The organism is Paenibacillus sp. FSL H7-0350, assembly GCF_038593195.1.
Lineage (GTDB): Bacteria > Bacillota > Bacilli > Paenibacillales > Paenibacillaceae > Paenibacillus_AQ.
In genome coordinates this window covers 1173652-1196519 of the sequence record NZ_CP151972.1, presented here as the reverse complement: position 1 = coordinate 1196519, position 22868 = coordinate 1173652, and the positions used below count along the sequence as shown (strand labels likewise).

At 52.6% G+C, this 22868-nt stretch carries 23 protein-coding genes; 20 read left to right on the top strand and 3 right to left on the bottom strand.

Going from position 1 to position 22868, the window contains the following annotated elements:
• The first annotated feature begins 87 nt into the window (after window positions 1-87).
• The 18 genes from NYE24_RS05540 to NYE24_RS05455 all read left to right on the top strand — a co-directional run bounded on the left by NYE24_RS05540 (window position 88) and on the right by NYE24_RS05455 (window position 18489).
• A complete protein-coding gene (locus NYE24_RS05540) occupies window positions 88-504 on the top strand; it encodes a LysM peptidoglycan-binding domain-containing protein (protein ID WP_051493562.1) in 417 nt (138 codons plus the stop codon).
• 109 nt (window positions 505-613) lie between these two features.
• Window positions 614-823: a DUF896 domain-containing protein gene (locus NYE24_RS05535; protein WP_036695465.1), complete on the top strand. Its 210-nt coding sequence runs from the start codon at window positions 614-616 to the stop codon at window positions 821-823.
• Window positions 824-870: 47 nt separating this feature from the next.
• Window positions 871-1398 carry a hypothetical protein gene (locus tag NYE24_RS05530; protein ID WP_036695464.1) on the top strand — a complete coding sequence of 176 codons (528 nt, stop codon included), beginning with the start codon at window positions 871-873 and terminating at the stop codon, window positions 1396-1398.
• 35 nt (window positions 1399-1433) lie between these two features.
• On the top strand, window positions 1434-2219 hold the full coding sequence (locus NYE24_RS05525) for an HAD-IA family hydrolase (RefSeq protein ID WP_342478263.1): 786 nt from the start codon (window positions 1434-1436) through the stop codon (window positions 2217-2219).
• A 425-nt stretch (window positions 2220-2644) separates the two neighbouring features.
• The gene (locus NYE24_RS05520) at window positions 2645-3118 is read left to right on the top strand and encodes a FixH family protein (protein WP_342478262.1); all 474 of its coding nucleotides are present in this window, start codon (window positions 2645-2647) and stop codon (window positions 3116-3118) included.
• Window positions 3119-3224: 106 nt separating this feature from the next.
• Complete coding sequence (gene metH, locus NYE24_RS05515; RefSeq protein ID WP_076158198.1) at window positions 3225-6662, top strand: methionine synthase; 3438 nt, start codon at window positions 3225-3227, stop codon at window positions 6660-6662.
• A 211-nt stretch (window positions 6663-6873) separates the two neighbouring features.
• A complete protein-coding gene (rnz, locus tag NYE24_RS05510) occupies window positions 6874-7824 on the top strand; it encodes a ribonuclease Z (RefSeq protein ID WP_036695461.1) in 951 nt (316 codons plus the stop codon).
• 292 nt (window positions 7825-8116) lie between these two features.
• Window positions 8117-8905, top strand: coding sequence for a TIGR01457 family HAD-type hydrolase (locus tag NYE24_RS05505; RefSeq protein WP_342478261.1), 789 nt, complete (start codon window positions 8117-8119; stop codon window positions 8903-8905).
• A gap of 45 nt (window positions 8906-8950) precedes the next feature.
• On the top strand, window positions 8951-9766 hold the full coding sequence (locus NYE24_RS05500; RefSeq protein WP_036695459.1) for a DNA-formamidopyrimidine glycosylase family protein: 816 nt from the start codon (window positions 8951-8953) through the stop codon (window positions 9764-9766).
• Window positions 9756-10613 (top strand): deoxyribonuclease IV, encoded by an 858-nt coding sequence (locus NYE24_RS05495; protein ID WP_342478260.1) that lies wholly within the window; start codon window positions 9756-9758, stop codon window positions 10611-10613. Before NYE24_RS05500 ends, NYE24_RS05495 begins: the two co-directional genes overlap by 11 nt.
• The gene (locus NYE24_RS05490) at window positions 10610-10933 is read left to right on the top strand and encodes a thioredoxin family protein (protein ID WP_342478259.1); all 324 of its coding nucleotides are present in this window, start codon (window positions 10610-10612) and stop codon (window positions 10931-10933) included. Before NYE24_RS05495 ends, NYE24_RS05490 begins: the two co-directional genes overlap by 4 nt.
• Window positions 10933-11715, top strand: a complete 783-nt coding sequence (locus NYE24_RS05485) for an ATP-binding cassette domain-containing protein (protein WP_342478258.1) — start codon at window positions 10933-10935, stop codon at window positions 11713-11715. The genes NYE24_RS05490 and NYE24_RS05485 overlap by 1 nt, the downstream gene beginning before the upstream one ends.
• A 17-nt stretch (window positions 11716-11732) precedes the next feature.
• Complete coding sequence (locus NYE24_RS05480) at window positions 11733-12779, top strand: SAM-dependent methyltransferase (RefSeq protein WP_342479204.1); 1047 nt, start codon at window positions 11733-11735, stop codon at window positions 12777-12779.
• A 127-nt stretch (window positions 12780-12906) separates the two neighbouring features.
• Window positions 12907-14427, top strand: coding sequence for a serine/threonine-protein kinase (locus NYE24_RS05475; protein ID WP_342478257.1), 1521 nt, complete (start codon window positions 12907-12909; stop codon window positions 14425-14427).
• Window positions 14428-14572: 145 nt separating this feature from the next.
• Window positions 14573-16129: an ABC-F family ATP-binding cassette domain-containing protein gene (locus NYE24_RS05470; RefSeq protein WP_036695454.1), complete on the top strand. Its 1557-nt coding sequence runs from the start codon at window positions 14573-14575 to the stop codon at window positions 16127-16129.
• A gap of 84 nt (window positions 16130-16213) precedes the next feature.
• Window positions 16214-17281, top strand: a complete 1068-nt coding sequence (locus NYE24_RS05465) for a ThiF family adenylyltransferase (protein ID WP_342478256.1) — start codon at window positions 16214-16216, stop codon at window positions 17279-17281.
• Window positions 17282-17295: 14 nt separating this feature from the next.
• Window positions 17296-17601, top strand: a complete 306-nt coding sequence (locus NYE24_RS05460; protein WP_036695452.1) for a Dabb family protein — start codon at window positions 17296-17298, stop codon at window positions 17599-17601.
• Between the two features lie 129 nt (window positions 17602-17730).
• Window positions 17731-18489, top strand: coding sequence for a winged helix-turn-helix domain-containing protein (locus NYE24_RS05455; protein ID WP_342478255.1), 759 nt, complete (start codon window positions 17731-17733; stop codon window positions 18487-18489).
• 74 nt (window positions 18490-18563) lie between these two features.
• Here the strand turns inward: NYE24_RS05455 and NYE24_RS05450 are convergent, their stop codons facing one another.
• Together NYE24_RS05450 and NYE24_RS05445 are read right to left on the bottom strand one after the other, a co-directional pair.
• Window positions 18564-19103, bottom strand: a complete 540-nt coding sequence (locus tag NYE24_RS05450; protein WP_036695451.1) for a C40 family peptidase — start codon at window positions 19101-19103, stop codon at window positions 18564-18566.
• A 281-nt stretch (window positions 19104-19384) separates the two neighbouring features.
• The gene (locus tag NYE24_RS05445; RefSeq protein WP_036695450.1) at window positions 19385-20026 is read right to left on the bottom strand and encodes a thiamine diphosphokinase; all 642 of its coding nucleotides are present in this window, start codon (window positions 20024-20026) and stop codon (window positions 19385-19387) included.
• A 166-nt stretch (window positions 20027-20192) separates the two neighbouring features.
• Between NYE24_RS05445 and NYE24_RS05440 the strand changes: the two genes are divergently transcribed.
• Window positions 20193-20666, top strand: a complete 474-nt coding sequence (locus NYE24_RS05440) for a low molecular weight protein-tyrosine-phosphatase (protein ID WP_342479203.1) — start codon at window positions 20193-20195, stop codon at window positions 20664-20666.
• Window positions 20667-20802: 136 nt separating this feature from the next.
• On the opposite strand, the gene NYE24_RS05435 is transcribed toward NYE24_RS05440, so the two are convergent.
• A complete protein-coding gene (locus NYE24_RS05435) occupies window positions 20803-21534 on the bottom strand; it encodes an alpha/beta hydrolase-fold protein (RefSeq protein ID WP_342478254.1) in 732 nt (243 codons plus the stop codon).
• A 265-nt stretch (window positions 21535-21799) separates the two neighbouring features.
• Between NYE24_RS05435 and pdhA the strand changes: the two genes are divergently transcribed.
• Window positions 21800-22867: a pyruvate dehydrogenase (acetyl-transferring) E1 component subunit alpha gene (gene pdhA, locus NYE24_RS05430; protein WP_036695448.1), complete on the top strand. Its 1068-nt coding sequence runs from the start codon at window positions 21800-21802 to the stop codon at window positions 22865-22867.
• Window position 22868: the final 1 nt, after the last annotated feature.

Genomic DNA, 22868 nt, shown 5'->3' with positions numbered 1-22868 from the left:
GACGTTCCGAAAAAACTATTGATCGAAACACATGTTCGTGTTATATTATTTTCGAAAGCAAGAACATGTGTTTGGAGGATGATGATCATGTTAAAGTATAGTACATACAACAGCATCTACAATAATGAGGATATCAAGGTGTCCGCTCCCGGTAATCCAACTGCTCATAGTAATGTAACCAAGGTCAAGGATGCGATTCTTCATAGTCTCACTGCGCTATCATCACTATTCCGTCAGGTCAGCCTGATGAAGATGGTTTTGGTGCTGATGCTTGTTATTTCGGGATTCACTGTGGTGGGGAATGTTTTTGCCGGTTCGGTCTCTTCACTGAAGCCGGATAAGCGGATCGTAGTCGAACGCGGTGATACCTTATGGAGCATTGCGTTAAGTAACAAGCCTGAGGACATGAGGACAGCCGTATATATAGAAGGAATAATGAAGACGAATCATTTGGAGAACAGTGTCATTAAGGCCGGAGATATTCTGACTTTACCTTTATACTGAAGGATTGTGTCAGACTAATGATCGACTCGGAGAGCTTTCAGGGGGTAGACCTTGACAAGCTCTTTTTCTCATGGCAAAGTTAAAATGAATTTAGAGGGAGGGAAACGTATTGAATATTGACGAATTGGTCGCACGCATCAATGAATTGGCACGCAAAGCTAAGAACGGCGGCCTGAATGAAGAGGAACTGGCTGAACGTGCCAAGCTCCGCGAGATTTACCTGGGGAATATCCGCACTAACTTTCGGGCCCAGCTTGATACTATCGAAATTGTGGACAATCCGGAGCATGAAGAGGGCAATAACGGACTTAAGCATTAGCCTGTTGCCTTTTCATAGATAATACAGGATGACTAGGGGGAACTTACATGGCCCGTTCTTGGGAAAGAATGGTTCAACGCAATACCAAGCAAATTAACCAGCAAAGAAAGAAGCAGGGGAAGGATTCCATTTACACTTCCAGCACTAAGACTGCCGCGAAAAGCATTGATATTTTCAAAGGCCGGAATATTGTATTCCCCGTTGTACTGATGCTGCTTGGCATCATGTTCTGGGTGGTAGGCTCAATTGACGAGGCCAAAGGAAGCGGGATTCTGGCCAACTGGCTGGGTGTGGTGCTGTACTTCCTGCTTGCTGCGCTGCTGTTCTTCCGCCGTCCGTTCCTTAAGGTTGAGCGTGCGCGTATCTCTACTATTAAATACAACCGCGAACGCTTCCTCGCTGCGGCGGATATTGAGAAGATCACTTTATCACGCAGTGTAGTAACCATTAAGTATAAGGGTAAGCGCAAGCAGTGGATTTTCTCCAAGCTGATTAACCGTTATGACACCGCTGCGATGGGGGAACGTCTGGAACAGTTCGCGAAGAACAACAATATTGAACTAGTGCACGAATAGGAAGACAGACCAGCATATAGGGAGTGGGAGAAGAAATGCCGATTACCGCCGTACTATTTGACCTTGACGATACCCTGCTGTGGGATGACCGCAGCGTGGAAGAAGCCTTCCGCTATGCTTGTGAGGCTGCTGGAGATTCCGTTGATCCACAGGAGCTGGAAGCTGCTGTACGCAGAGAAGCCCGTGCCCTCTATGAATCCTATGAGACATATCCGTTCACCAAGCTGATCGGTATTAACCCGTTTGAAGCGCTATGGGCGAACTTCACTGCCGGTGAACAGCCGGAGTTCCGTCAACTGGAGCAGCTTGCCCCCGTCTACCGTAAGGAATCCTGGCGCCGCGGCCTCGCCTCACTCGGAGTAGAGGATGAAGCGCTGGCTGCACAACTGGCCGATAAGTTCGCCGCTGAGCGCCGCAGCCGTCCCTATATCTATGAAGAGACGCTTCAGGTGCTGGACGAGCTGCACGGCAAGGTGAAGCTGCTGCTGCTGACGAACGGCTGCCCGGCACTTCAGCAGGAGAAGCTGGATGGTGTACCGGAGCTTACCCCGTATTTTGACCATATTGTGATTTCGGGAAGCTTCGGCAAAGGCAAGCCGGACAAGGGAATCTTCGAGCATGCGCTCGGACTGCTGGATATTGCTCCAGAGCAAGGTATAATGGTGGGTGATAAGCTTACGACAGATATTCTAGGCGGCTTATCCGCCGGACTGACCACAGTCTGGATCAACCGGAATAGGAAAGCTTCGGACCCGGAGATTACGCCGGATTATCAGATCAGCCATCTCTCAGAGCTTCTGCCGCTGGTAGACTCCCTGTAAATTGAATTCCATGAAGCCAGTATCTTATTTATGTGGATATTGGCTTTTTTCTATCTGCTATATTGTTTGAACTTGAAATAATACTGTATAGGGAAAAGTGGCGGAGGAGAAATTTGGAACTGAAGGAGCGTTAGCGTCCGCCTGAAAGCTTTCCGAAGGAAAGCTCGCGTCGTAAGCATCAGCTGTTACCCGATTTCAACTGCTAGCAGCGGTTTAATTCAAGAAATCTGGGAACAACAGCGGCCGGAGGGCCAAACATTCTTTGGAGTCACGGCAATCCCAATACAAACACTTGAATCAAAGATATGACTATTCTCATATTCACGAGTGAATCATGCAGCTTCTTTAAGGCAAATTGAATAAAATGTGTATAATAAGGAGAGTAGCGATCTGACTTTCATTGTAATATAAAAATGATATGTTTCATGGATGAAGAAGAATCTACCTATGAACCGGGAGGACTTCAGATGATGAAGCCAAGGATACGCAGGGGACTGATGTGCATTGTGATGGGGATGACGCTAGCAGGATGCTCGGGGAATAAGGAAGACGAGATGCAGATGCAGATGCATGCTGCGGCCAACTCCTCCATGTCACCGATTAAGGTGGAGCTGAGCTGGAACCCGGAGGAAGTAACCGCAGGTACGGCAGTTAGCTTCAAGGCTGTCGTGACACAGGACGGTGAACCGGTAGATGATGCTAGAGAAGTTATGTTTGAGGTCAATGAGGCCGCGGATAAGACCAAGAAGGTTGAAATCAAGGGTGAAAGTGCCGGAGAAGGGGCTTATCTCGGGGAACATACTTTTGAAGAGGCGGGCGAATTCAGTGTCACTTCACATGTGACTGCCCGGACGCAGCATTCCATGCCAAGCAAGAAACTTATGGTAGCGCCGAAATAGAAATGAAATTAATGGAAATACAAATAATGCAGGGTGGAAAGGAAGGCTTTCCGAAATCCCTTTATTCTGCTAAAATTACTCTAATGTTTCACTGGGGGGATGGAAAGTGGCCAAATACACACTTGCTGAGAGCTTGCAGCAGCGCATATTGATACTGGATGGAGCTATGGGTACCATGATTCAACAGGTGCCGCTCACCGGCGAGGATTTCGGCGGGGATGACCTGGATGGCTGTAATGAAATGCTGGTGCTGACCCGTCCGGAGGTTATTCAGGACATTCATGAGAAATACCTGGAGGCCGGTGCGGATCTGATCGAGACAAATACCTTCGGTGCCACCTCAGTGGTGCTTGCTGAATATGATATTCAGGACCGTGCCCGGGAGATTAACCTTGCGGCCGCCAGACTTGCACGTAATGCCGCAGATAAATATGATACACCGCAGCGCCCGCGTTATGTTGTAGGAGCTATGGGACCAACCACGAAAACGCTCTCTGTCACCGGGGGAGTCACGTTCAAGGAGCTTGTAGACAGCTATGAAGAACAGGCGGTTGCACTGATCGACGGTAAGGTGGATGCACTGCTCCTGGAGACATCCCAGGACACCCTGAACGTGAAGGCTGGAAGCATTGGTATCCGTAACGCCTTCGAGAAGAGCGGAATTACGCTGCCGGTGATGATCTCGGGAACCATTGAACCTATGGGAACTACGCTGGCCGGACAGAATATCGAAGCCTTCTATATTTCACTGGAGCATCTGAAGCCGGTGTCCATCGGACTGAACTGTGCTACCGGACCGGAATTCATGCGGGATCATATCCGTTCGCTGTCAGCGATCTCTTCAGCAGCTGTCAGCTGTTACCCGAATGCGGGTCTGCCGGATGAGAACGGGAATTATCATGAATCCCCGGATTCCCTGGCCCGTAAGCTGGGCGGCTTCGCGGAGAAGGGCTGGCTGAACATTGCCGGTGGCTGCTGCGGAACCACTCCGGATCATATCCGTGCGATGGCTGAAGTCATGGCGGCTTACCCGCCGCGTAAGCTTGACGGCCAGCATCCTCCGGCCTTGTCGGGGATTGAGCCTGTGTATGTGGAGAGTGAGAACCGTCCGTATATGGTCGGTGAACGGACCAATGTCCTCGGTTCCCGGAAGTTCAAGCGTCTAATCGTCGAGGGGAAATACGAGGAAGCTTCGGAGATTGCCCGGGCCCAGGTAAAGAGCGGTGCACAGGTCATTGATGTCTGTGTCCAGGACCCGGACCGGGATGAGACGGAAGACATCATGCGGTTCCTGGAGCTGGTGGTGAAGAAGGTCAAGGTGCCGTTAATGATCGATACGACGGACCCGAAGGTCATTGATCTGGCCTTGCAGTATTGTCAGGGCAAAGCGATCATTAACTCCATTAACCTTGAAGATGGTGAAGAGAAGTTCGAGCATGTCACACCTCTTATTCATAAATACGGAGCAGCGATTGTTGTAGGAACTATCGACGAGACTGGTCAGGCTATCCTGGCAAAGGACAAGCTCGAGGTTGCCAGACGTTCCTATGATCTGCTGGTCAACAAATACGGTCTGGCTCCCGAGGATCTGATCTTCGATACCCTGGTGTTCCCTGTAGGTACCGGGGATGAGCAGTATATCGGCTCCGCGAAGGAGACGATTGACGGCATCCGTCTGATCAAGGAGGCTATGCCTGCTGTTCATACAATTCTTGGCATCAGCAATGTCTCCTTCGGTCTGCCTGAATCCGGCCGTGAGGTGTTGAACTCGGTATTCCTGTACGAGTGCACCAAGGCCGGTCTGGATTATGCCATTGTGAACACCGAGAAGGTGGAGCGGTACGCATCGATCCCTGAAGAGGAGCGCAAGCTCGCTGAAGAGCTGATCTATAATACGAATGATGACACCTTGTCTGCGTTCGTAGCAGCTTTTCGCGGCAAAAAGGTGGAGAAGAAGGAGAAGATCTCCAATCTCTCCCTGGAGGAGCGCCTAGCTTCCTATGTGGTAGAAGGCACCAAGGAGGGGCTGATCCCGGATCTGGATGAAGCGCTGAAGACCTCCGCTCCGCTGGAGATCATTAATGGACCGCTGATGGCAGGGATGTCTGAGGTCGGACGGCTGTTCAATAACAATGAATTAATCGTGGCCGAGGTGCTGCAGAGTGCGGAGGTTATGAAGGCCTCAGTGAACCATCTGGAGCAGTTCATGCAGAAGGATGAGACCTCGGTTAAGGGGAGAATCATGCTTGCGACCGTCAAGGGTGATGTGCATGATATCGGCAAAAACCTGGTCGAGATTATTCTCTCCAACAACGGTTATGAGATCGTCAATCTGGGGATCAAGGTTCCGCCAGAGAATATTATTGAGGCCTTCCGCAAGGAAAAGGCCGACGCCATCGGCTTGTCGGGACTGCTGGTGAAGTCGGCGCAGCAGATGGTGCTGACTGCGCAGGATCTGCGGTCCGCCGGGATTGATGTGCCGATTATGGTGGGCGGTGCAGCACTGACCCGCAAATTCACCAAGACCCGAATCCGTCCGGAGTATGACGGACTCGTCTTATATGCCAAGGATGCCATGGACGGTCTGGATATCGCCAACCGGCTGATGAACCCGCTGGAGCGGGTGAAGATTGAGGAGGAGGTCCGCCAGGAGGCTGAGGCTGCTGTAGCTGTCGCTCCGCAAGCGCCCCTTCCCGAGCTTACGCGCGCAGTCCGCTCCAAAATTTCGGGTGATGCCCCAGTGTTCATCCCGCCGGATATGGAGCGTCATGTCCTGCGTAATTATCCGCTGGGACATGTGATTCCTTATGTGAATATGCAGATGCTGCTCGGCCATCATCTCGGTCTGCGCGGTTCTGTAGAGGCGCAACTGGCAGCGCGAGATCCGCGTACCGTAGAATTGAAAGAGACCGTGGACGATATTCTGCATCAAGCGATGATCGAAGGCACGATCGTGCCGCATGCGATGTACCAGTTCTTCCCGGCCCAGTCACGCGGCAATGACATTCTGATCTATGATCCGCAGGATCAGGCTAAAGTGCTGCATACCTTCACCTTCCCGCGCCAGAATGTGGAGCCGTATCTCTGTCTTGCTGACTTCCTGAAGCCAGTGGAGAGCGGAGTCATGGACTATGTAGGCTTCCTGGTGGTTACTGCGGGCCATGGCGTCCGTGAATTATCGACTGTACTTAAAGATAAGGGAGATTATCTCCGTTCCCATGCTCTGCAGGCTGTCGCCCTTGAGGTCGCAGAAGGTCTGGCTGAACGTGTCCACCATATGATGCGCGACACCTGGGGGTTCCCGGACCCGGCAGATATGACCATGAAGCAAAGACACGGCGCACGTTACCAGGGTATCCGGGTATCCTTCGGCTACCCGGCCTGCCCGGATCTGGAGGATCAGGGGCCGTTATTCAAGCTCCTGAAGCCCGAGGATATCGGCGTGCAGCTTACCGAGGGCTTCATGATGGAGCCGGAGGCTTCGGTCTCGGCGATGGTCTTTGCCCATCCGGAAGCGCAATACTTCAATGTGGAGAAGCTCTAAGCCTTCCGCATGCTCACCGGCCAGAAGGGGCCATGCCCTGACTTTTCGGAACCTCCCGTTACCGGGAGGTTTTTTGTTGGAGTATAAGAATTACCTTCGAGGTGCTGTAAAAGATGCTTTTGCAGCCAAAACAGAGTAGAATTCTTGTCATAAGAACGGGCAAGATCACAAAAAGTAATCAAGACCTTAGAAGCGAGAGAGGAGGGGCATGATGGAAATCTATTTTTTGGGAACGAATGCCGGTGTGCCGACGCTGCAGCGCAATGTGACCTCGGTTGCGCTCCGGCTGCTTGAAGAACGGCGTACCTTCTGGATGTTCGACTGCGGGGAAGGGACACAGCATCAGGTTCTGCGCTCGCCGCTACGGCTGGGTAAGCTGGAGAAGCTGTTTATCACCCACCTGCACGGTGATCATCTGTTTGGCCTGCCCGGACTTATCTCCAGCAGGGGCTACCAGGGCGGGACTTCACCGCTTACGGTGTACGGACCTCCCGGGCTCAAGGCATATCTGGACATATCGCTGTCTGTCAGCCAGTCCCGCATTCCTTATAAGCTGGAGATTGTGGAGCACAGCGGCGGGCTGATTTTTGAGGATGAGACCTTCAAGGTAGAAGCGGGACTGCTGGAGCACCGGATTGACAGCTATGGTTACCGGGTCACGGAGAAGGACAGTCCGGGTAACCTGAATACAGAACTTCTCAAGAGCTATGGACTGAAGCCGGGACCGCTGTATGGCCGGTTAAAAAAAGGCGAGGATATCACTACCGATGATGGCGTGCTGATCCGGGCGGCCGAGGTGATTCATGCGCCCAAGCGCGGACGGATCGTAGTGATTCTGGGAGATACCCGGCCTTGCCCGGGTTCACTGCCGCTGGCGCAGGATGCCGATCTGATTATCCATGAGGCTACCTTTGCCCAGACCCTAGCGGAAATGGCTCATCAATATCATCACAGCACGGCACAGCAGGCTGCGGAACTGGCAAGGGATGCAGGCGGGGCTGAGCTGCTGCTGACTCACTTCAGCTCGCGTTACACTTCGCAGGAGGAGCTCGCTCCACTGCTGAAGGAAGCGCAGGAGATCTTCCCGAATACACTGCTGGCAGAGGAATTCTGCACCTTTCCGGTCTATCGGAGAACCCCGGGAAATGACGCTATTGACTGAATTATTTTCCGGGAAAGCGCAGGAAATGACAGGCCTGTGCCAAAAATAGCGGGGGGCTGCAGGAGTTCGCTAGCGTTCGACGAAGAACGTTAAATTTAAAGTAAAAGCTGAGGATTAAGCGTACGAAGCAGTAGAGAAAATGCCGAAACAAAGCGGCTAAAAATCGCTACAGGCGGGTAATAAATCCACTTGCAGCACGCTTCCCGCAGAAGCCGCTGCTGCTCTGAAATATAATTCATAGGATTAATAATAAATAGGATGAATCACTTAGTTCGAGTCTACAGGAGGAGTTATGAACAATATCGGAGGCTTGTTAATTGATCTGGATGGCACCTTGTATCATGGCGGCAGAATGATCCCCGGGGCCCAGCGGCTGATCGCGGCACTTCGTGCGGCGGAGATTCCGTTCCTGTATGTGACGAACAACTCTTCAAGAACACCTGCCAGTGTAGCTGCACATTTACGCGGAATGGGCATTGAAGCAAGGCCTGAGGAGGTCTGCACATCATCGCTGGCTGCCGCCCGTTACATTGCCGGAGAATCTCCGGGGGCTTCCGTGGCGATACTTGGAGAAGAGGGGCTGGTGGAAGCCTGCACAGAGGCAGGGTTAACCCTGGTCACCGAGCATCCCCAGGTTGTCGTGCAGGGGATCGACCGTTCTTTTACATATGAAGCACTGGCCCGCGCCTCGCGCTGGATTCGGGAAGGGGCGAGATTCGTCCTGACCAACCCCGACCTGATGCTTCCCTCTGATGACGGAGTGATGCCTGGTGCCGGTACGATAGGTGCAGCTATTGAAGCAGCCAGCGGTGTGGCGCCCGTGGTCATCGGCAAGCCCGAGCCGCATCTGGTAACGTATGCGACATCTCTGCTCGGCATCAAGCCGGAGGATGCGGTGATGGTGGGCGATAATATGAGAACGGATATCTTGGCTGGTGCTAATGCGGGCTGCCGGACTGTGCTGGTGCTTACGGGACTTACAACCCGGGATAATCTGGAGCATTACCAGCAGCTAACCGGAGTTAAGCCTGATGAAATTTGTGCTGATTTAGCTGAACTTATGGTACTGCTCGGTGTATAATGACAAAGGTGACCTTTTGACCATCCAAGAAGGGAAGATGACAATATGCCGGAATTGCCGGAAATGGAGAATTACAGAAAGCTGCTTAGCCAACATCTAATAAACGTACCCATTACAGGGGTAACCGTAAATAGAGAAAAAACCATTAATATGGAGACTGAAGAATTCGTGAAAGGTTTGGTCGGGGCTCGAATTGTATTCGTCGAACGCCGCGCCAAGCATATTCTTTTCCACCTGCATGACGGACGCAGACTGCTGCTGCATCTGATGCTGGGCGGGCTACTGTTCTATGGTACAGAAGAAGAACGTCCTGACCGTACTACACAGGTTGAGCTTGCGTTCGGTGATCATATCCTCTACTTCATGGGTCTGCGGCTGGGGTATCTCCATCTGTTGTCTGTCAAGGAAGGCGAAGCGGCAATGGGGAAGCTTGGACCCGAGCTGCTGGACCGCCGGATGACGGCCGATCGTTTCGCCGGACTGCTCAAGGGACGGCGCGGCGCGCTGAAGAGTCTGCTGGTTAACCAGCATGTAATGGCTGGAATTGGCAACTGCTATGCCGACGAGATTGCTTATGAAGCCCGTCTGCTTCCGTCTACGCTTGTTCAGAATCTGTCACCGGAAGCGGTGACCCGGCTGTACGACAGCGTGCGTAAGGTATTAACCGAAGCCACTGAAATCGGCGGGTATATGGAAATGCCGTTCATGACCGGCGACACCGTGACCGGTTCTTATAATGATGCCTGTAAAGTGTATGACCGTGAAGGCGAGCCTTGCCTGCGCGGCGGGGGAACCATAGTGAAGATAGAGCTGTCCGGACGCAAGGTATTCTATTGCCCGGATTGCCAGCATGACGCATAGACCCTTCATAGGGGCGCATGTCAGCATACGCGGCGGGTACGGGCAGGCTGCCCGGTCCGCTAGGGAGAGCGGTGCTACATGTTTTCAGTATTTTCCGAAGAATCCGCGCAGTCTGAAGCCGAAGCCGGTAGACTACCGCGATGCAAGAAGCTGCGCAGCATACTGCCGGGAGCAGGGGATGGCTTCCATTGCCCATACCCCGTATCCGACGAATCTGGCCGCTGGTCCGGGCGGCAGAGGGGTGATGATTGCCTCCCTGCGCAACGATCTGGAGATTGCCGAGGCGTGCGGATCGGTGGGCATTGTGGTGCATTTCGGACACTTTGCCGGGATGGAGCCATTGCAGGGTTATCAAAATATAATACAATGTATGAATGAGGTGCTGGCAGACTGGACGGGACATACCAAGCTGCTGCTTGAGAATATGGCAGGGAATCATGGTCATGAGGGTATGACGCCCGAAGAGCTGGTCAAGGTCCGTGAACTGTGCCGCTACCCGGAGAAGATCGGCTTTTGCTTTGATACCTGTCATGCTTTCGCTGCGGGGATCTGGAATCCGGTGCAGACGGAGGAGCTTATCGCACGCGGTGAGCGGCTGGGGTACTGGGCGGATCTGGCGGCTGTGCATTTGAATGACTCACGGTTCCCCTTCGGCTCCCGGCGGGACAGACATGCCGGAATCGGCAGCGGATATATCGGGGGAGCGGCGCTTAGCCGGCTTTTGAAGATGGAGGGCCTGGCTGATAAAGTGGTCGTTATGGAAACAGAAAAGGGACCGGATGGCACGCACAGAGCGGAAATTGCTGCTGTGAGGTCCTGGTTTGAGGCGGGGGATGGTGGAGGATGAAGGAAATGAATCAGCCGGAGCTGCTGGAGCTGCTGGCCACGCAGGGCGAGCCGCTTGTTCTGTTTCTGCATACCCCGCTGTGCGGAACCTGCAAGGCAGCCCGGCGGATGATTGAGGTGGCGGAGCATTTGCTTCCGCCTGGTCTTTTGATTGCGGAGGGGAATATTAATATGCTCCCTGAGCTGGTGAATACCTATCAAATCTCAAGTGTGCCCGCTCTGCTGGCCGTATCTGCTGACCGCAGCGCTGAACCGGACATCATCTATTCCATACACTCGGTTGAACGGGTGCTGGCATACATAAGGAGAGTGACATTATAATGATATCATTACAACATCTGTCCCTGCGCAGGGAGGAGAGCCTGATTCTTGACGATGTATCGCTTACCATGAAGCAGGGAGAGAACTGGGTCGTTCTCGGTCGTAACGGCTCCGGCAAAACCACCCTGCTGGAAATGATGACCGGTTACCTGTTCCCCAGCAAAGGCTCAGTTGAAGTGCTGGGATACAAATATGGTCAATGTGATCTGCGCGAGGTACGTAAGGAGATTGGTTATATCGGCCCGTCCCTGATGGAAAAGCTCTCGCTTACTGACCCTGTCTGGGAGGTTGTCGCTACGGGCGCCTATGCGTATTTGCGCTTCTACCAGGAGATTCCGCAAAGTGTGAAGGACCGGTCGCTTAAGCTGCTGGAGGAGATGAACCTCGGCGAACTGGCTTATCATCCGTTCGGCTTGTTATCCCAGGGGGAGCGCAAGAAGGCTATGCTGGCCCGCTGCCTGATCGCAGAGCCTAAGCTGCTTATTATGGACGAGCCTTGCGCCGGTCTTGATTTATATGAACGGGAGAAAATGCTCGCCGAGATCGACAAGCTGCGGCAGCATAATGTTGGAGTGGTGTATGTCACCCATCATGTGGAGGAGATTGTTCCGCTCTTCACTCATGTGGCGCTGATCCGTGACGGGAAGCTGGCAGGAGCCGGTCCCAAGGAAGAGGTGCTGTCTCAGGAGATGCTGATGGCTACCTTTGACATTCCGGTGACGGTTGAATGGGATAATGGACGTCCCTGGATTAAAATAAGTTCTGGAGGCACATCGATTTGAACGATTTCACAGAAGACATGCCGGAGCAGGATACTGCTCCCCAAGACAAGATTATTTCAAAATATATCTGCACGGCGAACCATGGCTTTGCCCCCTATGCACAGGAGGAGCTTAGACGACTGTTCGGAGCGGTGAAAAGCACCTTGCTGCTGCCGGGGGAAATCTTCCTGGCTACGCTTGAGGCGGAGCCGGAGGAGGTATCGCAGCGGCTGGCACAGAACCTGCCGATCTTCCTGCGCCACATCCAGCCTGTTGATTTCCAGGACACCGGCGATCTGCCGGCTCTGGAACGGCTGGCCGTATACTTAGGCCGGCGTTCGGAGCTGCAAGGCGAGAAGGTATCGCTGCATGTCCGCAAAGGCTCGTCCTCCTTCTGGGAGCAGAGTCCTGGCGAGCTGCGCGAGTGGCTTCAGAGCAGGCTTGACAGCCTGGACGCCGAGTTCACCGTACAGGAGCCTGCTTGGGTGATCTCCGTCTATGCGGACGGTGACGCGCTGTATGCCGGTGTATCCCGGCCGGAGGCGAACCTGTCCAGCTGGAATGGCGGCATGATCCGCTTCCGCAAGGAGGACGGGCAGATCTCGCGGGCCAAATTCAAGCTGATGGAGGCGGAGAAGGAATTCGCCATTCCGTTCTACAGCTTCAAGAATGCGGTCGATATCGGCGCTTCTCCGGGCGGCTGGACCTCGTTCCTGCTGGAGCGCGGCCTCAAGGTTACCGCTGTTGATCCGGCGCTGATGCACGAATCCTTACGTAAGCATCCGGCACTCAAGATTCTGCGCAAAAATGCCGGAGAGGTTAAATTCCGTGATAACGAATTTGATCTGCTGGTCTGCGATATGAGCTGGAGTCCCAAGCTGATGGCCAAGCTGGTCACAGAGCTGCTGCACAGCCTGACACCAGGCGGCAGCGCAATTGTTACGGTGAAGCTGATGCACAAGAAGCCAATGGCGATGATCAATGAGATTATCACACTGTTTGAAGGCCAGCGGATGCAGATTCAGCGCGCGAAGCAGCTGTTCCACAACCGTGACGAGATTACACTTTATATGATTAAGTATTAATTCATAGTTTCAGGATTAAGGGAAAGCATCCCGCAGTCTGCACCTCCGGCTTCGTGCCGGTTCCGGTGCGGGCAGTGGGGGCTTTTTTTGCGTGATTCATTATTCTATAAGAACAGGCGGGGAAGAGATGGAATTCAATGGAAAGCTACATCCCGGACAGATCCTGGGAGGGCGATATTATGTGACCGGTCTGATAGGAACAGGCGGAATGAGCCGGGTATATCTGGCGGAGGATGAACGGCTGCCGGGCATGCTGCGGGCCATTAAAGAGAGCGTAATCCGGGAGGGGAATTATGGTGCAGGCGCCATTCAGGCGGAAGCGGAGCTATTAATCTCGCTCCGTCATCCTCTGCTGCCGCAGATTGCGGATTTCTTCCCGCCGGATTCTGATGGCTACACCTACCTGGTGATGGATTATATTGAGGGCATCACCCTGCATCAGTATATGGCAGAGCAGCCTGCTGCAATGACGGGGGAGCGAATTCTAAGCTATGCGCGTCAGCTGCTGGAGGTGCTGCATTATTTGCACAGCCATCAGCCGCCAATCATATACCGGGATCTCAAGCCATCGAATATCATGCTGACTGGAGAGCATGAGCTGAAGGTCATTGACTTCGGGATTGCGCGCAGGCTGAGGAGCGGCTCCGGTGAGGACACAGAGAAGCTAGGAACAGCCGGATTCGCAGCCCCGGAGCAGTACGGCGACGGGCGCAGCAGCCAGGTGTCGGACCTGTACGGGCTTGGCGCGCTGCTGCTGTATATGGCCTCTGGCGGTGAGTTCAGCGCCTGGCAGCCAGGGATGGAGCGGAAGCTGCAGGGGCGTCTCCCGGGCCGGATGATTCCGGTCATCAGACGGCTGCTGCGGCATCACCCTGAGGAACGGTATGGAAGTGCTGAAGAGGTAAGAGCAGCCCTCTTGCAGCTGGAGGTTGGCGGAGCGGGGGAAGCTGGACATGGGCGGACGAACATGCGCAAGGTTGCGGATGACAAGGAGTGGCAGTCCTCTGTTGTGGTGGTGGCAGTATTAGGGGTGTCACCAGGGATTGGGACCACGCATACCTCGCTTGCTGTCAGCCGCTGCCTGTCGCCTGCAGGACGGACGGCATGGGTAGATTGTAATCCCGGTTCGCAGGTATTTAATCGCATGAAGGAAATGGCGGGGAGGCCTGAAATAAGCGGTGTTCAGGGGACACAGGAGCAACCGTTCACCTGGATGGGTGTAGACTACTGGAGGTTGCTCCCATCGGAGGGACTCCCGCAGGTGCCGGATCAGGCCTATGCTTACATCGTCCTGGATCTTGGAACCGGCGGCAGTGAGGGGGCGCTGGAAGCGTTCACCGGCAGCGGGTTTCCATTATTGATTGCCTCCGGTGCAGACTGGCGGCTGGAGGATACCCTGTACTGGCTGCGCCGCAGAGGTCTGACTCCCCGGCCCGAATGGCGGATCGGCCTGCCGCTGGCCGGGGAGCATACTGTGGCGCTGCTGGCTTCTCTGCTTGAACCTGCCAGCGTATGCAGCCTGCCGCTTCAGCAGGACCCTTTTCAGAGCAAAGGCAAGCTGGTTCAGGCCATCAGGGCAATGCTTGGACCGATGAAAGGTGGTCGTTTTCCTGCAAAATATATTGGAATATTTCAGAAAAAAGGTTAAACTCTCAGGTTCTTTTGGCTGTTTTTCAGAAATTAGGCTTAATTTCTATTTCGAAGCAGGGTGCAGGTGTGCTAAAATGTAGTGATATCTATAAGTTATGGACCTATTAGTATTTACAATATAGACAGGAGCTTGCGGAGAAATTATGAGTTTACTTAGTGTAGAAGACGTTTCCCATAATTTTGGGGACCGGGTGTTGTTCAAGGATGTGTCTTTCCGTCTGCTGGATGGAGAGCATGTAGGTATTGTAGGCGCGAACGGCGTAGGCAAATCGACGCTGATGAATATTTTGACCGGCAAATTATTGAAGGACAACGGCAAGGTGGAATGGACGCCGCGGGTCCGTTACGGATATCTGGATCAGCATACCCTGCTTACAGCAGGCAAAACCGTGCGCGATGTGCTTAAAGATGCTTTCCTGCCGCTGCTGGAGCTGGAGCATGAGATGCTGGCGATTACCGATAAAATGGGGGAGGCGACTCCCGAGGAGCTGGACCTGCTGCTTATGCAGATGGGCGACATTCAAGAGCAGCTTGATATTGGTGACTTTTACCTCATAGATGTGAAGGTTGAAGAAATGGCCAATGGGCTGGGGTTGACAGCGATCGGTCTGGACCGGGATGTCACTTCCCTCAGCGGGGGACAGCGGACCAAGGTACTGCTGGCGAAGCTGCTGCTGGAGAAACCGAATGTACTGCTGCTCGATGAGCCTACCAACTATCTCGATGTGGAGCATATTGACTGGCTGTCGAATTATCTTAAGCAATATCCGTATGCCTTCATGCTGATCTCCCATGATACGGAATTCATGAATAAAGTGGTTGATGTGATTTATCATCTGGAGTTCTCCAAGCTGACCCGCTATACGGCCAATTACGAGAAATTCCTGGAGATGGCGGGGATGAACAAGGCCCAGCATATTGATGCGTACGAGAAGCAGCAGGATTTCATCAAAAAGCAGGAGGATTTCATCCAGCGCAACAAAGCGCGTGCCTCCACTTCTGGCCGGGCGAAGAGCCGTGAGAAGCAGCTTGGCAAGATGGAGCGGATCGACAAGCCGGAAGAGGCGATGAAGCCTACGTTCCAGTTCAAGGAGAGCCGGGCCAGCGGAAAGACCGTGTTCGAGGGCGTTGATTTCGAGATCGGGTATGACCGCCCGCTGCTGCCAAGCAAGCTGAATATGATGATTGAACGCGGAGAGAAGATTGCGATTGTCGGCTACAATGGGGTCGGTAAATCTACGCTGCTCAAAACCATCCTGGGTGTTATCCCTACGTATAGCGGAAAAACCTACCTGGGAGATTACCTGAGTTCAGCGTATTTCCAGCAGGAAATGAAGGCGGAGAATATCACGCCGATTGAAGATGTGTGGAATGAATTCTCGAGTCTGACCCAGAATGAAGTGCGTGGGCATCTGGCGCGCTGCGGACTGAAAAACGAACATATTACCCGTCCGCTCAGCATGCTGAGCGGCGGCGAGCAGGCTAAGGTACGTCTATGCAAGCTGCTGATGCGTGAGAGCAACTGGATTCTTTTCGATGAGCCTACGAATCACCTTGATATTGTGGCCAAGGCTGAGCTTAAGCGGGCGCTGCAGGAATACAAAGGCACAATTCTGCTGGTATCCCATGAACCGGAATTTTACGAGGATTGGGTAACGAAGGTCTGGAATGTAGAGCAGTGGTCTGCGCAGACCGTATAACAATGGATTCCGGGAAAAGTGGAGGCTTGCGCGCTTTTCCCGGTTTTTTACCAATAACCTACGTACATAGGGGGCTGTTCAGAGATGGGTCCTGATCAAAAAACGCCGGTTCCTGCTTCATCAGCCGGCAGGGACGGCAGATATTCAAGACAGGTGCGCTTTACACCATTCGGCGCAGCTGGACAGCAGGGGCTGGCACGCTCCTGTGTGCTGGTCGTTGGCATGGGGGCGCTGGGGACTGGCATTGCCGAGACCTTAGCCCGCTGCGGGGTAGGACGGCTTATACTGGTGGACCGTGACTATGTGGAGTGGAGCAATTTGCAGCGCCAGCAGTTGTACACGGAAGAAGACGCCCGTGTGCGCACGCCCAAGGCGGCTGCAGCCCGTACCCGGCTGATGGCGGTCAATTCGGAGATTGTGATCGAGGCCCATGTGCTTGATGTGCGTGCAGAGGAGCTGGAGAGCTTGCTCCCCGGCGTGGATCTGATTATGGACGGAACGGATAACTTCGACACCCGGCTAATCATCAATGACCTGGCGCAAAAGCACGGCATCCCCTGGATCTACGGAGCCTGTGTCGGAAGTTACGGCATTACGTATACGATTCTGCCGGGTGAAACCCCTTGTCTGAATTGTCTGTTGGGCACGATTCCGCTGGGTGGGGATACCTGCGATACGGCGGGGATTCTTCCGCAAGCGGTACAGCTGGTTACAGCGAATGGAACTGCTGAGGCGCTGAAGCTGCTCGGCGGATTCAAGGACAAGCTGCGCAGCAAGCTGCTGACCTTCGACATCTGGCGTAATGAGCAGCAGGAGATTGGCGTGAGGGCGGCGAAGAAGCAGGGTTGTCCCTCATGCGGTGAATCACGGAGCTTTCCGTATCTGTCGGCCTCTAACACAGAGCGCAGCGATGTGCTGTGCGGCAGGGATACGGTGCAGATCCGTCCGGCACAACGCAGAAGTCTTAATTTGGAGGAGACGGCTGCCCGCTTGTCCAGGCTGAACAGCGGCAAGGTGGAGAGCAATCCGTATCTGGTTTCTTTTACAGAGGAGCCGTACCGGATGGTTGTGTTCGCAGACGGAAGAGCCTTAATACATGGAACCAGTGATATCGCTGCCGCCCGCAGCTATTATCACCGCTATTTCGGATAATGGAGGAGATCACAATGAACGAGGGAACCATCCGTCATATGGCTGTATTTACACTGAAATCCGCCCCGGATTCGGAGGAGACCAGAGCCTTCTTGCGGGATGGAGCTGAGATTCTTAGCGCTATTCCTATGGTCGGGAATTTCGAGGTGCTGCGACAGGTCAGTGTCAAATGTGAGCACCAGTACGGCTTCTCGATGGAGTTCGCCGATCAGGCGGCTTATGATGCCTACAACAATCATCCGGCGCATCAGGCTTTTGTCGCAGAGCGCTGGGACACCCAGGTGGCTGCATTCCAGGAGATCGATTTCGTTCAAATATAAGAAATTATAGGCTATAATTAGTACTGCAAAGAGACCATTCCCCTGAATGGTCTCTTTGTTTTGCGGGAATTCTAAGCATCATCTGCGGCGGCACAGCCGGTGCAAGACTGGTGGAGGGGGACGATCCCGGTGAATGAAAAGATCGCATGGTACATACCCGGGCCGCACCCGGATAGCCTTGAATCTGATGCAGACAGAGAGCAGAGGGCAGCCGGTCATGCCAGGCTGGAGGAAGCCATCCATAGCCTTGGGATGACAACAGCAATAAGCGAAGACCTGGATAGTCTTCGCTTATTGCTCTCAGGCGGTGAGCCTGTGCTTCTGCTCGCAGAGCTGGATGAACCCGGAGCCTGGGCGGGCTGGGAAGCCGTCTCGGAGATGCGGAAGGAGGGGATGATTCTGCCGGTAATGGTCCTATCCGGGGGGACACCTGAAGAGAGAGGGAAAGCGGCTGTCTCCGTATTCGATGCCGGAGGCAACGAATATATGGAGAAGCCTGTACATACCGGTGAGTTCAAACGCAGAATATTGAATATACTTAAGCTGACAGGCCGCCGTAGAGATACGGCCTCGCTGCTTAAGGTGGACGGATTGATTCTCGATCGCGGACGCCGGCAGGTCAGCCGGGATGGAGCCGAGCTGAAGATGACCCCCAAGGAATTCGACCTGCTATATTATCTGGCAGAGAATCTGAATGAAGTCTGTCCCCGGGCTGAGATATTGCAGCAGGTGTGGGGGTATCATTTTCATGCGGACACCAATGTGGTGGATGTGTACATCCGGCATCTGCGACTGAAGGTGGATAAAGGCCGCCGGAATAAACTGATTCATACGGTGCGTGGAACCGGATATGTACTGCGGACACCGGAGAGCGGGGCCACAAGCTGACGGCCGATGCAAGCAGCTCTCCGGCTAATAGGCATGTACTCTCTTGGTACAAGCTATAATAGATCTTTTGGCTGTTACAGTACGCGGCGCGACTTCAGGTAGGTTTTTTTCCAGTTCCCTGAATTCAGATCTGATATGGTTACGCCGGGTGAACCGTAAGTGTGAAGAATCTTGCCATTGCCGGCATATACAGCGACATGGGTGACGTTCTTGCCGTTGGCCCGGCTTCCGCTGGAGAAGAACACCAGATCGCCGACGCGCAGATTGGCCTTGCTGACCGATTTACCCACTTTAGATTGGGCTACGGACGTTCGGGGCAGATCTACACCATATTTTTTGAAAATATATTGAGTAAAGGAGGAGCAGTCAAAATAACGTGTAGTTGAAGTGGAGGCACCGAACTGGTAACGGGTACCCAGGTACTTTTTGCCGAAGCTGATCACTTTGGAGCCGGTGGAAGATGCGGATACGGAATCGGCACTTACAGCATCAGCGGATACAGCTGAAGCGGCGGCAGGGGCTGTTCCTGCTCCGGTTGCGAGTAAGGCGCTGAACCCGATTGTTGTGCACAGACCGATTGTCATTGCTTGCTTAAACCATTGTTGCTTATTCATGTTGTATACCTCCAAGTTTGTAATCTATTCTAGTAGTTTCGTTCTCTGATTCGTAGTATAGCAGGTTATGACAGACCTAAATTATGGAATAGATGGGCTAAAAGCAGGCGGGATATACAATGGAAGCGTTATATTAAAATCGCATTAAAAGTTACAAAATATTAATATTTAGATATTTTACTCGACGAAAAAAGCCGAAAATCCCTTGAACGTCAAGGGATTTTCGGCTTTATGATTTTGAAACAAAGGTTACAGCTATGTCTCCAAATAAATCTATGTATTCAGTCCTTGCTCTGAATAATCAGCAGCAGTCCGCTCTCGATATGAACGGTTCCCTTGTGCTCCTGCAGCACATTGCTCACGGCCAGGGACTGGCCTAATTTGAGGGTGGCGTTCTCCAGAGGATATTGGAAGCCCTGAAGGGTGATGCCTGTTACCTCAGGAGTCAGAGGCAGCAAGGAGACATAGGTATATCCCTGTTCCTCTACAACCGCCTGAGAGCCGGTAAGCGTAATGTAGTTGTTCGCATCCATAATGGAGCAGGCTACCTGCCGCTGTAGCGCTCTTGTCATCATCTGAATACTGGCCAGCGTATGGTCCATGCGTGTTCCCGTTACCCCGATCATCAGAATAGACTGCGGCTGGAGGTTCAGGGCAAGATCCAGGGCCATTTCACTGTCGGTAAGGTCTTTGTTGACCGGATCGCAGCTGATCGTCTCCTTGCTTCCCGCCTGAATCCGCTCCAATGCCTCAGGAGAGACAGAGTCGAAATCACCGACGGCAAGCTGGGGGGTGAAGCCATGGTCAATCAGGAACAGCGCTCCCCGGTCAGCGCCGATAATATAATCCTCTTCATCTAATAAGTGCAGGCATTCCGCTGTCAGTTTACCGCCTGCAACAATTACAATACGCCCGGATGGCAATAGCTCCCCCTCCTTGTAGTTGAATTAAGTTCATCATCCTGAACAGTATATAGCAGTTTCAAAAGTTGTACAATTGCCGCGCTGACGCTAAAATAGGGTTAGTGCGGCTGGCCGCACCTATCCATAGAGGATGATGAGGAATGCTTGAGCGCAGGAGGTGAGAGGGATCGTTAACGTGTTGTTTGTATGTCTGGGGAATATTTGCCGTTCTCCGATGGCGGAGGCTGTACTGCGCAGCAAGATTGAACAGCGTCAGCTTGCGGATCAGATTACAGTGGATTCTGCAGGAACGGGAGACTGGCATATCGGGAAAGCGCCGCATGAAGGAACAAGGCGTATCCTTGATCTGCATGGTATCAGCTATGAGAATATGAGAGCAAGACTGGTTGCCAGTGAGGATTTCGGGAGATTCGAATATTTCATCTGTATGGACAAGTCCAATGGGGAGAATGTGCGGAAAATTCCCGGCGGTGAGCAGTCCAAGCTGTTGTTCTTCATGGATCTGTTGCCGGATGAGGAGCTGCGTGAAGTGCCTGACCCGTATTTCACCGGTAATTTCGAGCAGGTCTATGATTTAATCAACGCCGGTTGTGATGTGCTGCTGGAACGGATCATTCAAGAGAAGCTACAGCAGGCATAGTGTTACAGCCGGACCGGTTGCCGTCCTTATTATGTAAGGAACGGCACCGTACATCCTCCTGAACATGAAAGCGTAGTCAATCGTGCTGCATACATAAGTTCGTAAGATGTTCACTTTTGGGGTTCTATTTGCTGTTTCAGGAGCTGAAGAAATAGAGTAATGATTCCGGGAGCTCTTTTTGCCAAAAACCCCAAAGATGCTGGCCATCCTTCTCGCGGTAGGATACGGTGGCTCCTTTGGATTCAAGCATAGCCCTGGTCTCCCGGTTCATTTCAACGAAATCATAGACTCCGGTATCTGTCTTGTAGTCTCTCTCTTGAAGCCCGACAACCATATTGATCTGAAGCCAGGAGAGATCCTCTTCTTGTGCTAACAGCTCACGGGTCTCTGGATAGTAAGCACCGGAGAGGCTGAGCACACGGCTGAATAATCCCGGATACGCCAACGCCAGGTGGAGGGAGACACTGCCGCCCAGGGAATCACCGGCTACGATCCGCTCCTCCGGTGTGCGCCGGACCGGATAATTATGTTCAATGAAGGGAATAATCTCTTCGGCGAAGCATGCAAGGTACTGCTTGAAGCGGCTGCCGAACGGAGCGTATTCAGCGGTGCGGACTGCCACGTTGACTTCGACGCCCACTATAATGAAGGGTTCCACATCCTGCTCCAGAATCAGCTGCCCGGCCAGGGTAGCAATCCGGCCGAAGTTGAAGAATTCTTCACCGTCCTGGCAGTAGATGACGGGATAGCTGAGTACTTCATTATATCCGGGGGGAAGATAGATACGCAGCTTGCGCTCTTCCTGCAGGTGTTCGCTCCACAGTGTTTGTTTCACAATTGTACGTTTCAGAAAAACAGGTTCGCTCATTGTCAAATCGTCGCCTTTCATGTCGAATTTTGCTTAAGACTTAGTGTTACGTTAAAATTACCCAAGCAGAGAATGTGGGATATATCATTTACTTGATAAATATCCTTTAATCTGTTATAGGATATTCAAACGCCTGTTATACATACAAAATTTATGGAAACATAAATTTTATGCGTATTTCTTTGACGAAACAGATACAACAGGTGTATAATAATTCTATAACAGAGACCACTGATATTCAAATTTTTTTATTGAGGTGAAGATAATGACTAGAGTTCCTTATGAAGTGTATACAGAGGACGTTGAAGCCCTTACGGTTCTTTCCCCGGATGGAGAAATTATCAATAAGGAAATGATGCCTGACCTTACCGATGATCAATTGAAAGAAATTATGTACCGTATGGTATTTACCCGTACCTGGGATGACCGTGCTGTCAACCTGGGCCGTCAAGGCCGTCTCGGCTTCTATGCGCCGGTATCCGGACAGGAAGCTACAATGATCGGCAGCGAGTACGCTTTGCAGAAGGAAGATTTCGTCTGCCCTGGCTACCGCGATATTCCACAGCTCGTATGGCATGGCCTTCCATTATATCAGGCATTCCTGTATTCCCGCGGACATCAGCATGGCGGACAGATTCCTGATGGCGTGAATGTACTTATGCCGCAGATCATTATCGGAGCACAAATCCTTCATGCTACCGGTATTGCTATGGGCTTCAAATTGAAGAAACAGCAGAACGTTGCAATCACATATACCGGTGACGGCGGTTCGTCTGAAGGCGACTTCTACGAAGGCCTTAACTATGCAGGAGTATTCAAGCTGCCAGTGATCTTCTTCGTTCAGAACAACGGCTATGCTATCACCACTCCGTTCTCGAAGCAGACGGCAGCGAAATCCATCGCCCACAAGGCGGTTGCCGCAGGGATTCCCGGAATCAAGATCGACGGCATGGACGTATTTGCAGTAATCTCTGCTGTACAGCAGGCTGCTGAACGTGCCCGCAAAGGCGAAGGCGCAACACTGATCGAAGCGGTAACCTACCGTTTCCGTCCGCATTCCCTGTCCGATGATGCCAGTAAGTACCGTACGAAGGAAGAAGAAGGTCAATGGAATGAGAAAGATCCGATTGCCCGTCTTGCCAAGTACCTGGAGAAGAAAGGCCTCTGGACTGAAGAGGACACTCTGCGCGTAAGAGAAGAAGCGAAAGCAACTGTGAACGAGCAGATTAAGAAAGCAGAACAGACCGAAAAAATGACCATTCCCGGCTTGATCGACAGCATGTTCGAGGTAACTCCGAAACATCTTGAAGAACAAAAAGCCGATTTTGAATAAG